Genomic DNA, 15,080 nt, shown 5'->3' with positions numbered 1-15,080 from the left:
CGAGAAGGTTTTACTTTTCTTTCTGTTAAACAAGGAAGTGCTAAACCAAACTTTGTGACCTCAGTGATTTTTCTTTGTGATCTCTGTGTTAAAAACTTTGCGCACTTTGCGGTTAAAAAAGCCACAGAAGCACGGGAAACAACGGCGTGCTAAACCCGACTTTGTGACCTCCGTACTTTCTCTTTGTGATCTCTGTGTTAAAAAACTTTGCGCACTTTGCGGTTAAAAAAGCCACGGAAGCACGGAAAACGGAGATGCTAAACCCAACTTTGTGACCTCTGTGCTTTTTCTTTGTGATCTCTGTGTTAAAACATTTAGCACGCTTCGCGGTTAAAAATTTAGCGTCCTTCGCTATTAAAACAAGTGGTAGACCAGAAACCATTTTGGTCAATACTATTTTTCTAAAATTAACTCTAAATTGCCTACATGAATATCGAATTCAATAAAAACGAGGATGTAAACAAACAGTTGGTTTACGAATTGAAAACCAGGCTAAAAAAAGTATACCTGGGTGGAGGCGAAAAAAATGCTGCAAAACAAAAGGAAAAAGGGAAGCTGCTGGCCCGCGAGCGGATTGAATATTTAATTGATAAAAATTCTAACTTTTTAGAGGTTGGAGCCTTTACCGCGGATGGCATGTACGCTGAACAAGGCGGATGTCCTTCGGCCGGGGTGGTATGTGGCATTGGTTACGTAAGTGGACGGCAATGTATGATTGTGGCTAACGATGCAACGGTAAAAGCCGGTGCCTGGTTCCCGATGACAGCCAAAAAAAATCTTCGGGCACAAGAAATTGCCATGGAAAACCGTTTGCCGGTAATTTACCTGGTTGATAGTGCCGGTGTTTACCTGCCCATGCAAGATGAAATTTTTCCCGATAAAGAGCATTTCGGCAGGATGTTCCGCAACAATGCCATCATGTCTTCAGAAGGTATTGTACAGATTTCGGCCATTATGGGGGCTTGTGTTGCAGGAGGTGCCTATTTACCCATCATGAGCGATGAAGCCATGATTGTAGATCAAACAGGTTCGGTATTTTTAGCAGGCTCTTATCTGGTTAAATCGGCCATTGGAGAAGAGGTAGATAATGAAACTTTAGGCGGTGCAACTACACACTGCGAAATTTCTGGTGTTACCGATTACAAACACCCTAACGATCAGGCCTGTTTAGATAGCATTAAAAACATCATGAGTATGCTGGGCGCTCCTCAAAATGCTGGTTTCGATCGTATTGCGCCAGTTAAACCAAAAGAGAGAGAAGAGGAATTGTACGGCATCTTCCCCGAAAACCGAGATAAACCTTACGAAATGATGGATATCATTAACCGCTTGGTTGATGGATCTGAATTTGAAGAGTATAAAAAAGGTTACGGACAGAGTATTGTTTGCGGCTTGGGTCGTGTTGACGGCTGGGCGGTAGGTATTGTAGCCAATCAGCGTAAAGTGGTCAAATCGAAAAAAGGGGAGATGCAGTTTGGCGGGGTAGTTTATTCTGATAGTGCCGATAAGGCAAGCCGTTTTATCATGAATTGTAACCAGAAAAAAATCCCTTTGGTTTTTCTGCAGGATGTGACTGGTTTTATGGTAGGCAGTCGCTCTGAACATGGCGGAATTATTAAAGACGGGGCCAAAATGGTTAATGCCGTCGCCAATTCGGTTGTGCCCAAATTTACAATTGTGTTAGGTAATTCTTATGGTGCAGGTAATTATGCCATGTGCGGTAAAGCTTACGATCCACGTTTAATTTATGCCTGGCCTACAGCGAAAATCGCAGTTATGGGTGGCTCACAGGCCGCTAAAACCCTGCTGCAAATTCAGGAAGCATCATTGAAAGCAAAAGGCGAATTGATTACGACAGAAAAACAAGCTGAGCTGTTGAAAGAGATTTCCGATAAATATGATAGCCAGACTACGCCTTACTATGCTGCATCGCGGCTTTGGGTTGATGGGATTATCGATCCACTCGAAACCAGAAAGGTAATTTCGATGGGGATTGAGGCCGCCAATCAATCGCCGATTACCAAAAAGTTTAGTGTTGGAGTGATACAGACGTAGGTGCTGTCAGGTGTTACCACCTTTACGGTTTATAATAGATTTTAGCTTATAAGCAATTGTAGCAATCGGGAAAAAATAGCCATTGGATTTAAAAGCAAAAGTATCCAAGGTGATGAAGCAAGTGATTTAAAGTGACTCTTTCACAAATTAATCTTAAAGACAATCAATAGTTGTCAGCAAGAAATAGCTGACAACATGGTATTCTTAACGCCTGATCGCTTTTCTCAAAACGCTATGCGCTTTGCTCCACGCGCTCTACTGTTAATAAGTAAACTATGTTGACAATGTGCGCTTGTTAACCATTATTTAAAGCATTAAATTTGCGCTACGATTAATGAATTTCAAACATATTATATAATGTCACAAGAAAACGAACACGTTCAGTGTTTAATTATAGGCTCAGGTCCCGCAGGTTATACTGCTGCAATTTATGCTGCCAGAGCTGATTTAAAACCAATTATGTATACCGGAATGCAAGCCGGCGGACAGCTTACGCAGACCACAGATGTAGAAAATTTTCCTGGCTATCCGCAAGGGATTATGGGGCCGGAAATGATGGAAGATTTCCGTAAGCAAGCAGAACGTTTTGGAACCGATATCCGTTTCGGTTACGTTAGCTCGGTAGATTTTTCTTCAGCCCCTCATAAAGTGGTGGTTGATGAAATCAAAACCATTACTGCTGATACCGTAATTATTGCAACCGGTGCTACTGCAAAATGGTTGGGTTTACCTAGCGAGCAACAGTATAATGGCTTTGGTGTTTCTGCCTGTGCTGTTTGCGATGGTTTCTTTTTTAAAGGTCAGGATGTGGCCATTGTAGGTGCCGGTGATACCGCTGCTGAAGAGGCAACTTATTTAGCCAAACTTTGTAAAACGGTGCATTTGCTGGTTCGCCGTGATGAATTCAGGGCATCTAAAGCGATGGTTAGCCGTGTATTAGCTACCCCTAACATCATTGTACACTACAATACTGAAACGCAGGAAATTTTGGGTAACGGCAAAAATGTTACCGCAGTAAAAGTAATCAATAACAAAACAGGTGTAGAATCTGATATCGCAGTTGAAGGTTTCTTCGTAGCTATAGGTCATAAACCGAACACTGATATTTTTAAAGGACAGCTGGATATGGATGAAACTGGTTATCTAACGACTAAACCAGGTTCTACCTTAACCAATATCGAAGGTGTTTTTGCCTGCGGTGATGTACAGGATATGTACTATAGACAAGCGGTAACTGCTGCTGGTTCTGGCTGTATGGCCGCACTTGATGCGGAGCGGTATCTTGCTGCTAAAGAGCATCCTGTAGAAGCTTAAGCATAATTTTTAAATATTTTGAAAGAGAGAAATCAGTTTTGGTTTCTCTTTTTTATATAAAGTCGTCCTCTCGGGCGTAGTGCAGCGTAGCCGAGAGATCTATTAAAGCAAATCTTATTTTATAAAACATCCATTTTTTGGAAAGCGGTTGCAGTAGCGCTTTTTAAAGTTCGTCCTGCTTTTCCTTACAAGTCCGCACTCGTGCCTCGTTTGCGTGCTTTCCATTTCATCCGATAGCGCCTAAAATCCGCATGTCTGTCTTAATCTGACTATTACTAAGTTCTAAAAATGAATATCAACTGATTTTATTCTGCGATAATTATATTTATAGGTGGAAGTTCATTTTGATTGGAATTTCTGAACAGATTTGGGATCGAAATTTTATTTTAGGCATAAAAATGAAATAGAGATCCCCTCCTGGCTATATTTCAGGTAACATGTTAGCGCTATTATTTCTTTTTGAGATCCTGGTCCTATGGGTAGCGATGGTCCATTGAGTAGATTCTCAATTTTAGCTGTCTGCCCTGTTTGATCCATTTGGCCGGCCGGATGATGAACCTGAAAAGAAACTTTTTCAGTCTGAAAGATGGCTTCAGCGTTTTTACCTTTTGTGAAAAATAATCAATGATCTTATTGTATATGTTTCTGCAGACCGCCGTAAGATATAGAAAAACCAGGTTTTTGTCCAATGAAGAGAAAGGCATGCTGTTCCATCCAAAATCATTTTTAAGGATATCAAACTGCCGCTCCATGCCCCCTCGCTGGTTGTAAAAACGGGCAATGGCTACGGCATCCTTTTCGAAGTCGTTGGTCAGAATCCCCCTGTATTCATAGGCATCCTGGGTGATCAGATCTACCTGGCCATCTTTTTTCAGCCTCCGTTTGGCAACCAGCCTGTATGTCTGTGGCTGTTGGTTCTGTTCCCTGGCCTGAGTGGCAAAGGGAAGGATATCGATGTATCCTACTTCCAGCGGGCCGTTTTTGTCCTCCATCATTTCCCAATTGGAGATCTGTGGAAAATATTTCTCGACATAGCTGTTTCTGCACCCGATGTAAAAATGTTCCACCTTCTGTTGCAGCAGGGCAACCACATCATACTGGTACGATGCTGCGTCTGCCCGAAAGTTTTTGATCTTTTTTACCTTCTTTGTTTCAAGCAGATCAAAAATCCTTTCGAGCGTATCCCTTTGAAATGACTTTGCATCAGAATTTCCGTTCCTGTTTTCGATATAAAGTACAAACTGCTCATTGACGGTACAGACACCCGGCTGATAGCCATAATCCCTTTTGTAGGTCATCTTACTGTCCTGTTTCTCATTGAAGATGATTGTATTGTCATAATCCAGGGTAAGTTCCCGGGAATCAAGAACCCCGATCTTTTTCAGTACCTCCAGGTTGAAATTCTCAAGGGTACGGTTGGTACAATATTGATGTGTAACTGCCCCCCGCTTGGTTACACAGGTTTTTGTTTGTTCGGTAAGCTCGGAGAGTCTTCTCAAGACAGTATCAGGGCTTGCAAGTTTAACATAGGGGTTGTCGAGAAAATGACTTTTTAAGTGGGTATGGAGATCTTCGATGCTATCGCCGCCACAGAGAAAAACAGATTTGAGAGAGTAGAAGACATCTTTCCAGGAATACCTGCTCTGAGCAGCAACGCCGGGCAGATGTGCATGGCAGAGCTTATCGATTTCCAATCTATTTAAGTAGTCAAAAACAAAATTTATGCCCCCGAAAGCGGATATTGGATCTGAATTTATTATTTTCACGGCAGTAATATTGGTCAACACTAATTTAAGTGAATATTACCTTGCTGCAAAACATTGTTTATCAAAGTTTTGCAGCTTTTTTTTTGTAACCTGCGGATATTAGGAGCGATCGGATCAGGTTTAAATACTTAGGTTTTTGCCGCTATTAAGGGTTTAATAGCGAAGCTTCAAATAAATCCTTCTGCACTGCGTTCTGCAACCCTAAAAAGTTCAACAGACCTTGCCACCTAAACCCGACAGTAGTGGCAGCTCCCGATTGAAGCACTGTTTTTTGTTTGTTATGGTTTGCCTGCATGTTTCACAGGTTTCATCGGGACTATAACGGATGGCGGGACTATCGTAACCCAAACGTTTCTATACTTGATTTTCATAAAAGTAGTCGTCATTTCGACTTAACCGCAGTGAAATGGAGAAATCTTCGTAGAAGCTTTAAAATGTAGATTTCTAGACTGCATTATACTCCGTTCGAAATGACGATCTCTTCATAATTAGATTTATATGCCTTTTACAATGCCAATCAAACGGTTGATCTGTATTGTAACAAGAATGTGGGATTTGTAATTTCTCCATAATCTCTATCTTGGTTCAAATAATTAGTTCTAGCTATAAATAACACAAAAATGAACAAAGTTTTAGCGATTTTTATTGGAGTATTAATCAGTTCAAGTGCATTTGCGCAGCGTGACCCTAACCTGGGCATCATACCTGCACCGGTAGCCATTACAAGAGCAAGCGGAAGTTTTGAATTGGATAAAACCACGGTTTTGGTCAATCAAAGTATTGATGGAGCAAAGATGGCTGATTTATTAAATGCTTTTGTGGTAAACAAAGCAGGCTTTGCTTTACGCGAAACCAAAATTACCCAGCCTAACCAAAAGGCTGTTATTTTAACATCTGTTGGCGCCGATCAGTTACCAGCCGAAGGTTACACCATCAAGGTTACCCCAAAACAAATCGTTTTAACCGGAAAAGGAGCAGGGTTATTTTATGCCGTTCAGTCGGCCATGCAGATGATGCCTGATAAAATTGCAGATAAAATTACCATCCCCGCGGTTAATATAAATGATTATCCACGTTTTGCTTACCGGGGAACAATGCTTGATGTAAGCCGTCATTTCTTTCCGGTTTCTTTTATCAAAAAATACATCGATCAGCTGGCTTATTATAAAATCAATACTTTCCACTGGCATTTGACGGATGATCAGGGATGGCGATTGGAAATAAAAAAATACCCTAAACTTACCGAAATCGGTTCATCACGTAATGGAACCATCATTGGCAATTATCCGGGCAACGGAAATTACCTTACACCGGTAAAAGGTTTTTATACGCAGGAAGAGGCTAAAGAAATTGTGAGGTATGCCGCGGCCAAATACATCACGGTAATTCCTGAAATCGAGTTGCCTGGCCATGCGTCTGCTGCTATTGCTTCATATCCTGAATTAAGCTGTTTTCCTGATCGCGATACCTTTATCAGTGATAAAACGCCATGGGCCGGTAGCAGAAAAGGCAAACAGGTACAGCAAACCTGGGGTGTTTTCGATGATATTTTTGTGCCATCGGCAAATACCTTTACCATGCTGAACAATATTTTGGATGAGGTGATCGCTATTTTTCCTTCAAAATATATCCATATCGGTGGAGACGAAGCGCCAAAAACCTATTGGAAAGAGTCGCCGTTTTGCCAGGCTTTAATGAAAGAAAAAGGCTTAAAAGATGAACATGAGCTGCAAAGTTATTTTATACAGACGATTGAAAAGCATGTAAACAGCAAGGGCCGCTCTATTATTGGCTGGGACGAGATTTTAGAAGGTGGTTTAGCACCGAATGCGACGGTAATGAGCTGGAGGGGCGAAGATGGAGGTATTGCTGCGGCGCAACAAAATCATGATGTAATTATGACACCTGGTTCAATGGGTTTGTATATCGATCATAAACAATCCAATTCTCCGGATGAGCCGGTTACCATTGGCGGTTTTGCTCCTTATCAGAAAATATATACTTACGATCCAATCCCGAAAGTATTAACTGCCGATCAGCGAAAGTACATTAAAGGTGTACAGGCCAATATGTGGACGGAGTATATTAAAACTACCGCGAAAGCCGAAAATCATGCTTTTCCACGTCTTTTAGCTTTAGCAGAAATTGCCTGGTCGCCAGTTGACCGCAAAGACCTGAAAAACTTTAGCGAAGAGCGTTTGCCAGTGCATTTGGCCCGCCTGGATAAAATGGGAATTAACTTTTGGGTACCCACTCCAATTGGCTTAAGCGATAAACCTTTAACGGGAGGTGAGTTTACTATTGATTTAAAAGCACCGGTTACAGGTAGTAAAATCTATTATTCTGTCGATTTATCCCGCCCTTCAGAAAATGCATTTTTATATACCGGTCCTGTAAAAATTACTGTTCCGAAAGGAGAAAAAAGGGTTTTGAAGACTATTGTTATTGCGCCAAGCGGTAGAAGAAGTGTAACTACCGAAACAGTTTTAAATAACGGTGCGCCTGATGTTAAGGCAGAACCGAAGAAATAAAAATAATTGCAGGGATAGGCTAAAAATCCTTAATTTGGGACAACCAAAATATCCCAAACTAAAATGAAATTACAACAATATACATTACAGCATCTCTTTTGTATTACAGGGATGCTGTTTTGTTTGGCATGCAGCCAAGAGAAACCAAAAGAAATTAAAACTGAAACCGTAACAGTACAGAAAAACCCCTTCCATTTCTACAAGGATATTGAAGTAAAACCCGGATTAAATTTTGAAATTGTAAGTTGGGGGAAGGGAGTTGATTCGATAGGTGGGTACCAGATTTTAATGTCTGATTCGATCCATAATCATTACCGTTCAGCAGCTATTGACCGCAAGGGCATTATTACCGATGCCTGGAACATGGATTTAGATAATGATGGAAATCCGGAATTGTACGTACAGCTGTTGAGCAAAAAAAATGTTTCTGATCTTAATGTCTTTGAATATGCAGGTGGTGATTTTAATAAAATTAGTTTTCCTGCCTTAAATGCCAGTCAAAGAAAAGGTTATACCGGTAACGATAAATTTTTTATAAAAAATGGTGATCTTTTTAGGTCGTTTCCGGTAAAAGATGCTGCTGATAGCAATAAAACTGTAACCAAAACTTATCAGTATAGGTTAAGTGGCAATAGTTTTTCGACGAGTGAGGGGAAGTAGGGGGGCTGCACGTATAAGTCATGTCGAGCGAAGTGCAAAGTAGTCGGGAAATCTTTGCTGAAAAAGAATTTCTAAACTTCACATTGCTCTTGTCGGGACGATGATTTTTGTTTAAGTTTCACTAGTTAGATCTCTCCACTTCGCGTTGCTGCGGTCGAGAGGACGACAAGTCGATTGGAATCTGTCAATGCTAGCGTAGTCGAAGGATCTTTCCCTATTGACCATATATATGAAAATGAACAACGAAAAATTCTCCGTTATCAATCGACTTAAAAGTTTTAAATATGCCTTTGACGGGTTGAAACTGTTTTTTGTTAACGATCACAATGGGCGGGTTCATCTCTTTGCAGCAGCTGTTGCGATTGCACTTTCTTTTTACCTTAAACTTTCTGCTTTGGAATGGATTGCCATTTTAGCTGTTATCTCTGCCGTTATTGTTGCCGAAATTTTTAATTCATCCATCGAAAAACTGGCTGATGTAGTTTCACCAGATTTTCATCCTAAAATTAAAATCGTAAAAGATCTGGCCGCTGCTGCCGTTTTGGTCGCTGCATTTTTAGCTTTAGCCGTTGGGGTTATCATATTCATCCCAAAATTATTTTTGTGAAGCCAGTGTGGCTGTTCTTGACTCTTCCATCTTATCCTCGATAATCTGGTCCCAGCGGGCCTGCATCTTATGGTTGCTGCCATGCTCGGTTTCTTCGTCGTAATTCCGTTGCATGGTATCAAAATAACTGCTGATCTGGTTAGCCAGTTCGGCTATCTGTGTTTTATAGTTGCTAACCGAATAATTACGGTTTTTAAGTACCCTTTCGGCTTCAGAAAGCAGAATGTATTGAATGTTTACATGGCCCTGTTCGTGGTGCAGTAAGCTGGCCCTAACTTCAGGATCCTTGATTCTGTCCCACTTCACCCAGGAACGGTTCTTATCAATGCGCACTTCATTTTTAAGCTTGATTACCACACGGTTTCGATACACGGTACTGTTATAACTATATTCCCAGGTCATTGCTGTTAAGGCAATAAATGGCGAACGTTCATCGGCTTTGCCTTTAAAATAGGTTTCCCAGCTTAATTGTACAGGCTGGGTAAAATCCTGTTTAAAAGCAAAAGAGAAGGGGAGTAACAGCAATAATAATATCGGTATGATTAGTTTTTTCAATGCCATAATGTTTTCAACGGTATCACAGCCTGATTTTTTTTGCCATCAAGGCTAATCAAATTATCAGGATTTGGTATGTCGGATTTTAAAGCGAAAAAACCGTGCCTAAAATTATTCAGGGGTAGAAATCTGTCCGCTAATACGCTCAAATTTCTCGATCAGTAAGGCAATCCGTTCTTTTTCCCTTTTTATTACGGCCTTGCGTAAAATGGTTGAGCAGAAAATGATCCAAAGTGCTGTTAAACCTATGGCAATTACTTTCTGTATCATATTAAAGTACGACAGTATTTCTACAAAATAGAATATCAAACCCAAAGAAAGGGCAATAGCATAAAACCAGTAAAGCGAATTGTATAGCCTGTAACGGTTTAGCTGGTATGTTTTCAAATTGTTTAAAAATTCATTTGGATGGGCGGTGAAATCATTTTTAGAGATTAAACGGTAATCGCGGTAAAGGATTATAGTATACACACCAATGGCAATAATGGTGATGCTAATGCCTGCATGTGTGGTCCAGGATTCGAAATGAAAAAATATCCATAGGGCAGCGATGGCCAAAAATGACAGTAGCATTCCCCCGATATTTAAGGCCGATTTCAGCTTTAATCCATTTACTTCTTTCTTCGCTTGTTGCAACATCTCATCCGCAGAAACCTTAACTTCTACCTCATGTTTTTGCCACAACTCCTGTATTTGATCAAACGCTTGCATACTGGCTATATAATTCTGTTAATTTTTGTTTAATACGGAAAATTTTTACCCTCAAATTACCTTCACTGATGCCCGAAATGTCAGCAATTTCATGATATGGAAGCTCGTCCAGTACCATGGTAATAATTAAACGGTCATTCTCCTCAAGTTTGGAAATACATTTATAGAGCAAGGCTATCTGTTCATTTTTCTCCGAAAATTCTTCTACCTTATTTTCAATAATGTTATCCGTTAATTCATCTTTTGCCTGTCTCTTTTCCGATCGGAGGTAAGTTAAACAGGTATTTACTGCGATACGGTAGATCCACGTTGAAATCAAAGATTTGTTACGGAACTTGTCCAGATTTTGCCAGACCTTTAAAAAAGTTTCCTGCAAAAGATCATTTGCAGCGTCGGTATCGCCGGTATAACCATAGCATAAATGGAATATTTTTTTGGAATTCGAATCGAAGATCTGCTTGAATAACTTGTCTTTTTGTTCCATTTAGGCGTTTCTCGTTGCGTTTTAGATGTGGATACACGTTTTTTGTTACAAGGAAATTTCAAAATAATTTATTTTTGAAGCCTCCTGATATCAAAATTGGTTACAAGCCGTAAATATCGTAGTTTTACCGAATTAAGTTGCCACAAACTTTTTTATTCATGAAGAAAAACAGACTCACGCTTTTTATTTTTATAGCGCTGATTGCAGGGATTGCATTGGGATATTTTTTAAACGTAAATGCTATCAATGTTTACAACCAGAACATCCTGAATGCCGATGCAAAAGTTAAAAGTATAGAAGTAAATATTGCTAAATCAACTGATACCACAAGTGCGATTTATGCCCAGCTTAAAACAGATAAAAAAGCTGCCGCTAAAATTAAAAAGGAAAATGAGACCATCAGGGAAAAAAAACTAGAGTTTTTTACCTTATTGAGCGATATTTTTCTACGCCTGATTAAAATGATTGTTGCACCTTTGGTATTCACTACACTGGTTGTTGGGGTAGCTAAAGTAGGTGACATCAAAGCGGTTGGCCGTATAGGTGGTAAAACATTAGGTTGGTTTCTGACCATGTCGTTAATGTCGCTTGTATTAGGGATGATTCTGGTGAATTTGTTTGAGCCAGGTAAATACATGAAATTGTCGTTGCCCGATCATCTGGTTGATACCGGGATACAAAAGGCAGCCATGAGTGTTAAAGATTTTATAGCGCATGTGTTCCCGAAAAGTATTGCCGAATCAATGGCTACCAATGAGATTTTACAGATTGTGGTATTCTCTTTGTTTTTTGGGGTAGCTACGGCAGCTATTGGCGATATGGGGCAGATTGTAATCAAAGCTTTTGATGCGATTGCGCACGTAATCTTAAAGATGACAGGTTATGTTATGAACTTTGCGCCACTTGCTGTTTTTGGCGCCATGACGGCTATCATTGCCAAGCAGGGTTTAAGTGTGCTGAATACCTATGCCATTTTTATCGGCGAATTCTATTTTGGTTTAATCATTTTGTGGGGATTACTGATTTTTCTAGGTTTCCTGATCTTAAAAAAACGTATTTTCCGTTTGGTCAACGATATGAAAGAGCCTGCTTTGTTGGCTTTTAGTACCGCAAGCAGTGAAGCGGCTTATCCAAAAACGATGATGTTGTTGGAGCGTTTCGGCTGTAAGGATAAAATTGTAAGTTTTGTGTTGCCGTTGGGTTATTCATTTAATTTGGATGGATCGATGATGTACATGACCTTTGCTTCGCTATTTATTGCGCAGGCTTACGGCATTCATTTAAGTTTTGAGCAACAAATTTCGATGCTTTTAATTTTGATGTTAACCAGTAAAGGCATTGCGGGTGTACCAAGGGCATCTTTGGTCGTTATTGCTGGTACCATTGCCAGTTTTAATATCCCTGAGGCAGGCTTGGCGCTGTTGATTGGTATTGATCCGTTATTGGATATGGGCCGTTCGGCTACCAATGTGGTAGGTAACAGTATTGCAACCGCAGTGGTAAGCAAATGGGAAGGAGAGCTAAAGGAGTCCTAAGTCTAAAGTCTTCAGTCCTGAGTCTTATTAAACGCGCTTTCATTCGATCATTAAAAATTCAATCATTCAAAATTATATAAAGTGTCAAGCAGAGGAAAAAAAATATTTTTAGCCATTACGATTATCGTGCCGATGATCATTTATTGTTACATTTATTATAAACCCATTATTCAGAATGCACCGTTCCGGAAAAAGGATTTTGTATCAATGGAGTACAAATGGGGCATTAAAGATACCTTAGAAAATCATTATAATTCGGCTACCGGCGAATACCAATATGTAAACGGGGCTGATTCGGTCATTAAGAAAAAAATCTTTTTAAAAAATGACGATGTTCTTTATATGCACAGTAAAGCCAATGAAATCGGACTTTGGAACTTTCCGGATACCATTGGTAAGAAAAGTGAAAAATCAATGGCAGTACCACGCTATGATATTCTGTTCAAATACAAGGAAAAAACGAAACATGTAGTGATTTACGGCGATTTTGATGGCAATCCAAAATTATTGGATGCGGCTGTGCAAATGCGTAAAGTTATCGATCAAACGTTGTTGCAGGCCGAAAAAAGAAGCGCAAAGTAGTCTTTAGTCAGAAGTCCTGAGTCGGAGTCGAAAATCGAAGAAGGCAATATTCATTGTTATCATAAATAAAGACCTTGATCTAAGTAGATTAAGGTCTTTTTTATTTAGGGTTTTTTCGTATATTTACGATATATTCGTAAGTATGGAAAAATTAACATTGCAGGAAGAGGAGGCGATGCTGGCGGTTTGGCAGGTAGGGAAAGGCTTTATCAAAGATTTTATGGATGTAATGCCGGAGCCTAAACCGCCCTATACCACTTTGGCATCGACGATTAAAAATCTGGAACGTAAAGGTTATCTGGTTAGCGAGCGTTTCGCGAATGCCAACCGTTACAGTGCAAAGGTTAAAGAAATGGAGTATAAAAAGCGTTTTATGAGTGGTTTTGTCAATAATTATTTTCAAAGCTCGTACAAAGAACTGGTTGCTTTTTTTGCCAAGGATAAAAAAATCAGTGCCGACGAACTTAAAGAAATTATCAACTTAATAGAACACCCCGATAAGTAAAGGCCATGCCACATTTTTTTCTCATTTTGTTGAAAATTAACCTGGTGCTGATTATGTTTTCGGCTACCTATTATCTGGTGCTGCGGAGGCTAACTTTTTATTCCATTAACAGGATGTTTCTTTTATTTGGGATTATTTTTTCTTCTGCTTATCCTTTTATTGACCTGACCGATTTTTTGGCCGCCAATAATTCCGTTCCTGCATTTGTTCCCGGACTAAACCAACAGGTAAGTCAGCTGGTAAAACAGGATGGCGTTCCATTATTGTGGCAAGTGCTTACAGCATTTTTTTACATTGGTGTAGTGCTTATGGCATTACGTTTACTGGTACAGTTTATTTCTTTGTACCGCATGCACGAAAAATCTTCGCCTGATCAGTTAAATCAGTATCCGGTAAGAATTTTAGCAGATGAGGTAAGTCCTTTTAGTTTCTGGCAAACCATTTATATCAATCCAGGCTTGCATAAGCAAGAGGATTTGTCTAATATATTGGCGCACGAGCAAGTACACGTAGAGCAATGGCATACGCTTGATATTATTCTGGCTGAAATTTGTGTGGTTTTTTACTGGTTTAACCCTGGGGTTTGGCTGATGAAAAAGGCCGTGCGAGAAAATATTGAGTTTATTACCGATGCCCGCATTCTAAAAAAAGGAATAGATAAAAAAGCTTATCAATATAGTTTGCTGGATGTAGGTAGTTTACAGGCTTCGGTTGCCATTGTGAACAATTTCAGCTTGTCTGATCTTAAGAAAAGGATTATGATGATGAATACCGAACGTTCTTCAAAAGTAAGTTTAACACGATATATACTTGCTTTACCGGTTTTGCTGTGTGTTACGCTTGCCTTTACCATTGATAAAAAGGTTGTGCAAAATAGCTTTAAGCCATTAGCCCAAATGGTGATTAACGTGGTACCGCAAAAGGAATCTGAAACTGTTGTGAAAGCCAGAATAAAACCAAAAATTAGCGAAACACGAAAGGTTGTATCAGCGAAGGTGCATAAAACAGATACCCCTAAGACATTTACCTTGGTTTTGAAACAAAACAGTAACAATGCAGATTCGGTACGGCACAATGCTATAGCTGCGATTCAGGAAAAGGTTGACAACTTTAAATTCCATTTTAAAGCAGGTGGAAGCTCAGACAAACGAATTTTGGTTAAACAATTTAATTTTACAGATTCAATTCCGGCTAATGAGAGGATTGAACAGATTATGCTCGCTGAACAGGCAAAAGGTAGCTTTGGAAATGTAGCCGGTACCAAAGGAAAAAAAGTTACCGCTATTTTTATCATGAAATCTACTGTTAATACGAAAGAAAACGACGAGGCATTACAAGATAAAACGATAACTAACGAATCTTCGGTTACCAGTATGGGATATTACCTGAATGGAAAGAAGGTGAGTAAAGAAGCGATTGATCAATTAAATCCCGATATGATTAGGGATCTGAAAATGGATCAGAAAGGGCAGTTTATCCAGATCAATACAAGGCATTAGTAACGGTTGTTTTTCCCGCAGATCAAATGGATTTTGCAGATCAGGAAAGTTAGTAAACAATCGTCTGCGTTAATCATCTCAAATCGGCGGGAGACAATGCGCCGGCGCAAAAAAGCATTAGTAACAGTTATTTTTCCCGAAGATCAAACGGATTTTGCAGATAAAGAAAGTTAGTAAACAATCGTCTGCGTTAAGCATCTCAAATCAGCGGGAGATTATGCGCTTCCGCAACAAACATTAGTAACGGTTGTTTTTCCCGCAGATCAAATGGATTTT

At 39.7% G+C, this 15,080-nt stretch carries 13 protein-coding genes; 9 read left to right on the top strand and 4 right to left on the bottom strand.

All coding sequences use genetic code 11. From position 1 onward, the window contains the following. Positions 1-426 precede the first annotated feature (426 nt). Together QZ738_RS20200 and trxB are read left to right on the top strand one after the other, a co-directional pair. Positions 427-2,055 carry an acyl-CoA carboxylase subunit beta gene (locus QZ738_RS20200; protein ID WP_293790029.1) on the top strand — a complete coding sequence of 543 codons (1,629 nt, stop codon included), beginning with the start codon at positions 427-429 and terminating at the stop codon, positions 2,053-2,055. Positions 2,056-2,412: 357 nt separating this feature from the next. Then, positions 2,413-3,369 carry a thioredoxin-disulfide reductase gene (trxB, locus tag QZ738_RS20195; protein WP_293790026.1) on the top strand — a complete coding sequence of 319 codons (957 nt, stop codon included), beginning with the start codon at positions 2,413-2,415 and terminating at the stop codon, positions 3,367-3,369. A 473-nt stretch (positions 3,370-3,842) separates the two neighbouring features. Here the strand turns inward: trxB and QZ738_RS20190 are convergent, their stop codons facing one another. Next, entirely contained in the window at positions 3,843-5,135 is a 1,293-nt protein-coding gene (locus QZ738_RS20190) for an IS1380 family transposase (protein ID WP_293790023.1), read from the bottom strand. Between the two features lie 620 nt (positions 5,136-5,755). Here QZ738_RS20190 and QZ738_RS20185 point away from each other — a divergent pair. From QZ738_RS20185 to QZ738_RS20175, 3 genes are all read left to right on the top strand, one after another. Further along, positions 5,756-7,666, top strand: a complete 1,911-nt coding sequence (locus tag QZ738_RS20185) for a family 20 glycosylhydrolase (RefSeq protein ID WP_293790020.1) — start codon at positions 5,756-5,758, stop codon at positions 7,664-7,666. Positions 7,667-7,729: 63 nt separating this feature from the next. After that, complete coding sequence (locus QZ738_RS20180; protein WP_293790017.1) at positions 7,730-8,326, top strand: hypothetical protein; 597 nt, start codon at positions 7,730-7,732, stop codon at positions 8,324-8,326. Between the two features lie 235 nt (positions 8,327-8,561). Then, entirely contained in the window at positions 8,562-8,933 is a 372-nt protein-coding gene (locus tag QZ738_RS20175; protein WP_293790014.1) for a diacylglycerol kinase family protein, read from the top strand. Here the strand turns inward: QZ738_RS20175 and QZ738_RS20170 are convergent. The 3 genes from QZ738_RS20170 to QZ738_RS20160 all read right to left on the bottom strand — a co-directional run bounded on the left by QZ738_RS20170 (position 8,922) and on the right by QZ738_RS20160 (position 10,683). After that, on the bottom strand, positions 8,922-9,488 hold the full coding sequence (locus QZ738_RS20170) for a DUF922 domain-containing protein (RefSeq protein WP_293790011.1): 567 nt from the start codon (positions 9,486-9,488) through the stop codon (positions 8,922-8,924). The genes QZ738_RS20175 and QZ738_RS20170 overlap by 12 nt on opposite strands. 111 nt (positions 9,489-9,599) lie before the next feature. Beyond that, positions 9,600-10,199 carry a hypothetical protein gene (locus QZ738_RS20165; RefSeq protein WP_293790008.1) on the bottom strand — a complete coding sequence of 200 codons (600 nt, stop codon included), beginning with the start codon at positions 10,197-10,199 and terminating at the stop codon, positions 9,600-9,602. Then, positions 10,186-10,683, bottom strand: coding sequence for an RNA polymerase sigma factor (locus QZ738_RS20160; protein ID WP_293790005.1), 498 nt, complete (start codon positions 10,681-10,683; stop codon positions 10,186-10,188). Before QZ738_RS20160 ends, QZ738_RS20165 begins: the two co-directional genes overlap by 14 nt. Before the next feature lie 158 nt (positions 10,684-10,841). Here QZ738_RS20160 and QZ738_RS20155 point away from each other — a divergent pair, with 158 nt between their 5' ends. The 4 genes from QZ738_RS20155 to QZ738_RS20140 all read left to right on the top strand — a co-directional run bounded on the left by QZ738_RS20155 (position 10,842) and on the right by QZ738_RS20140 (position 14,804). After that, entirely contained in the window at positions 10,842-12,218 is a 1,377-nt protein-coding gene (locus tag QZ738_RS20155) for a dicarboxylate/amino acid:cation symporter (protein WP_293790002.1), read from the top strand. Between the two features lie 81 nt (positions 12,219-12,299). Then, positions 12,300-12,800, top strand: a complete 501-nt coding sequence (locus QZ738_RS20150; protein WP_293789999.1) for a hypothetical protein — start codon at positions 12,300-12,302, stop codon at positions 12,798-12,800. A 142-nt stretch (positions 12,801-12,942) separates the two neighbouring features. After that, positions 12,943-13,305, top strand: coding sequence for a BlaI/MecI/CopY family transcriptional regulator (locus QZ738_RS20145; protein ID WP_293789997.1), 363 nt, complete (start codon positions 12,943-12,945; stop codon positions 13,303-13,305). 5 nt (positions 13,306-13,310) lie between these two features. Next, positions 13,311-14,804: a M56 family metallopeptidase gene (locus QZ738_RS20140; protein WP_293789994.1), complete on the top strand. Its 1,494-nt coding sequence runs from the start codon at positions 13,311-13,313 to the stop codon at positions 14,802-14,804. Positions 14,805-15,080: the final 276 nt, after the last annotated feature.

This window comes from uncultured Pedobacter sp., assembly GCF_913776295.1.
GTDB lineage: Bacteria > Bacteroidota > Bacteroidia > Sphingobacteriales > Sphingobacteriaceae > Pedobacter.
This window is presented reverse-complemented; position numbering and strand designations above follow the sequence as displayed.

Bases quoted from the DNA above. Each gene is read 5' to 3' on its own strand.
- QZ738_RS20165 (WP_293790008.1), bottom strand. From the start codon at position 10,199: ATGCAAGCGTTTGATCAAATACAGGAGTTGTGGCAAAAACATGAGGTA.
- QZ738_RS20140 (WP_293789994.1), top strand. From the start codon at position 13,311: ATGCCACATTTTTTTCTCATTTTGTTGAAAATTAACCTGGTGCTGATT.
- QZ738_RS20160 (WP_293790005.1), bottom strand. From the start codon at position 10,683: ATGGAACAAAAAGACAAGTTATTCAAGCAGATCTTCGATTCGAATTCC.
- QZ738_RS20185 (WP_293790020.1), top strand. From the start codon at position 5,756: ATGAACAAAGTTTTAGCGATTTTTATTGGAGTATTAATCAGTTCAAGT.
- QZ738_RS20180 (WP_293790017.1), top strand. From the start codon at position 7,730: ATGAAATTACAACAATATACATTACAGCATCTCTTTTGTATTACAGGG.
- QZ738_RS20145 (WP_293789997.1), top strand. From the start codon at position 12,943: ATGGAAAAATTAACATTGCAGGAAGAGGAGGCGATGCTGGCGGTTTGG.
- QZ738_RS20175 (WP_293790014.1), top strand. From the start codon at position 8,562: ATGAACAACGAAAAATTCTCCGTTATCAATCGACTTAAAAGTTTTAAA.
- QZ738_RS20155 (WP_293790002.1), top strand. From the start codon at position 10,842: ATGAAGAAAAACAGACTCACGCTTTTTATTTTTATAGCGCTGATTGCA.
- trxB (WP_293790026.1), top strand. From the start codon at position 2,413: ATGTCACAAGAAAACGAACACGTTCAGTGTTTAATTATAGGCTCAGGT.
- QZ738_RS20200 (WP_293790029.1), top strand. From the start codon at position 427: ATGAATATCGAATTCAATAAAAACGAGGATGTAAACAAACAGTTGGTT.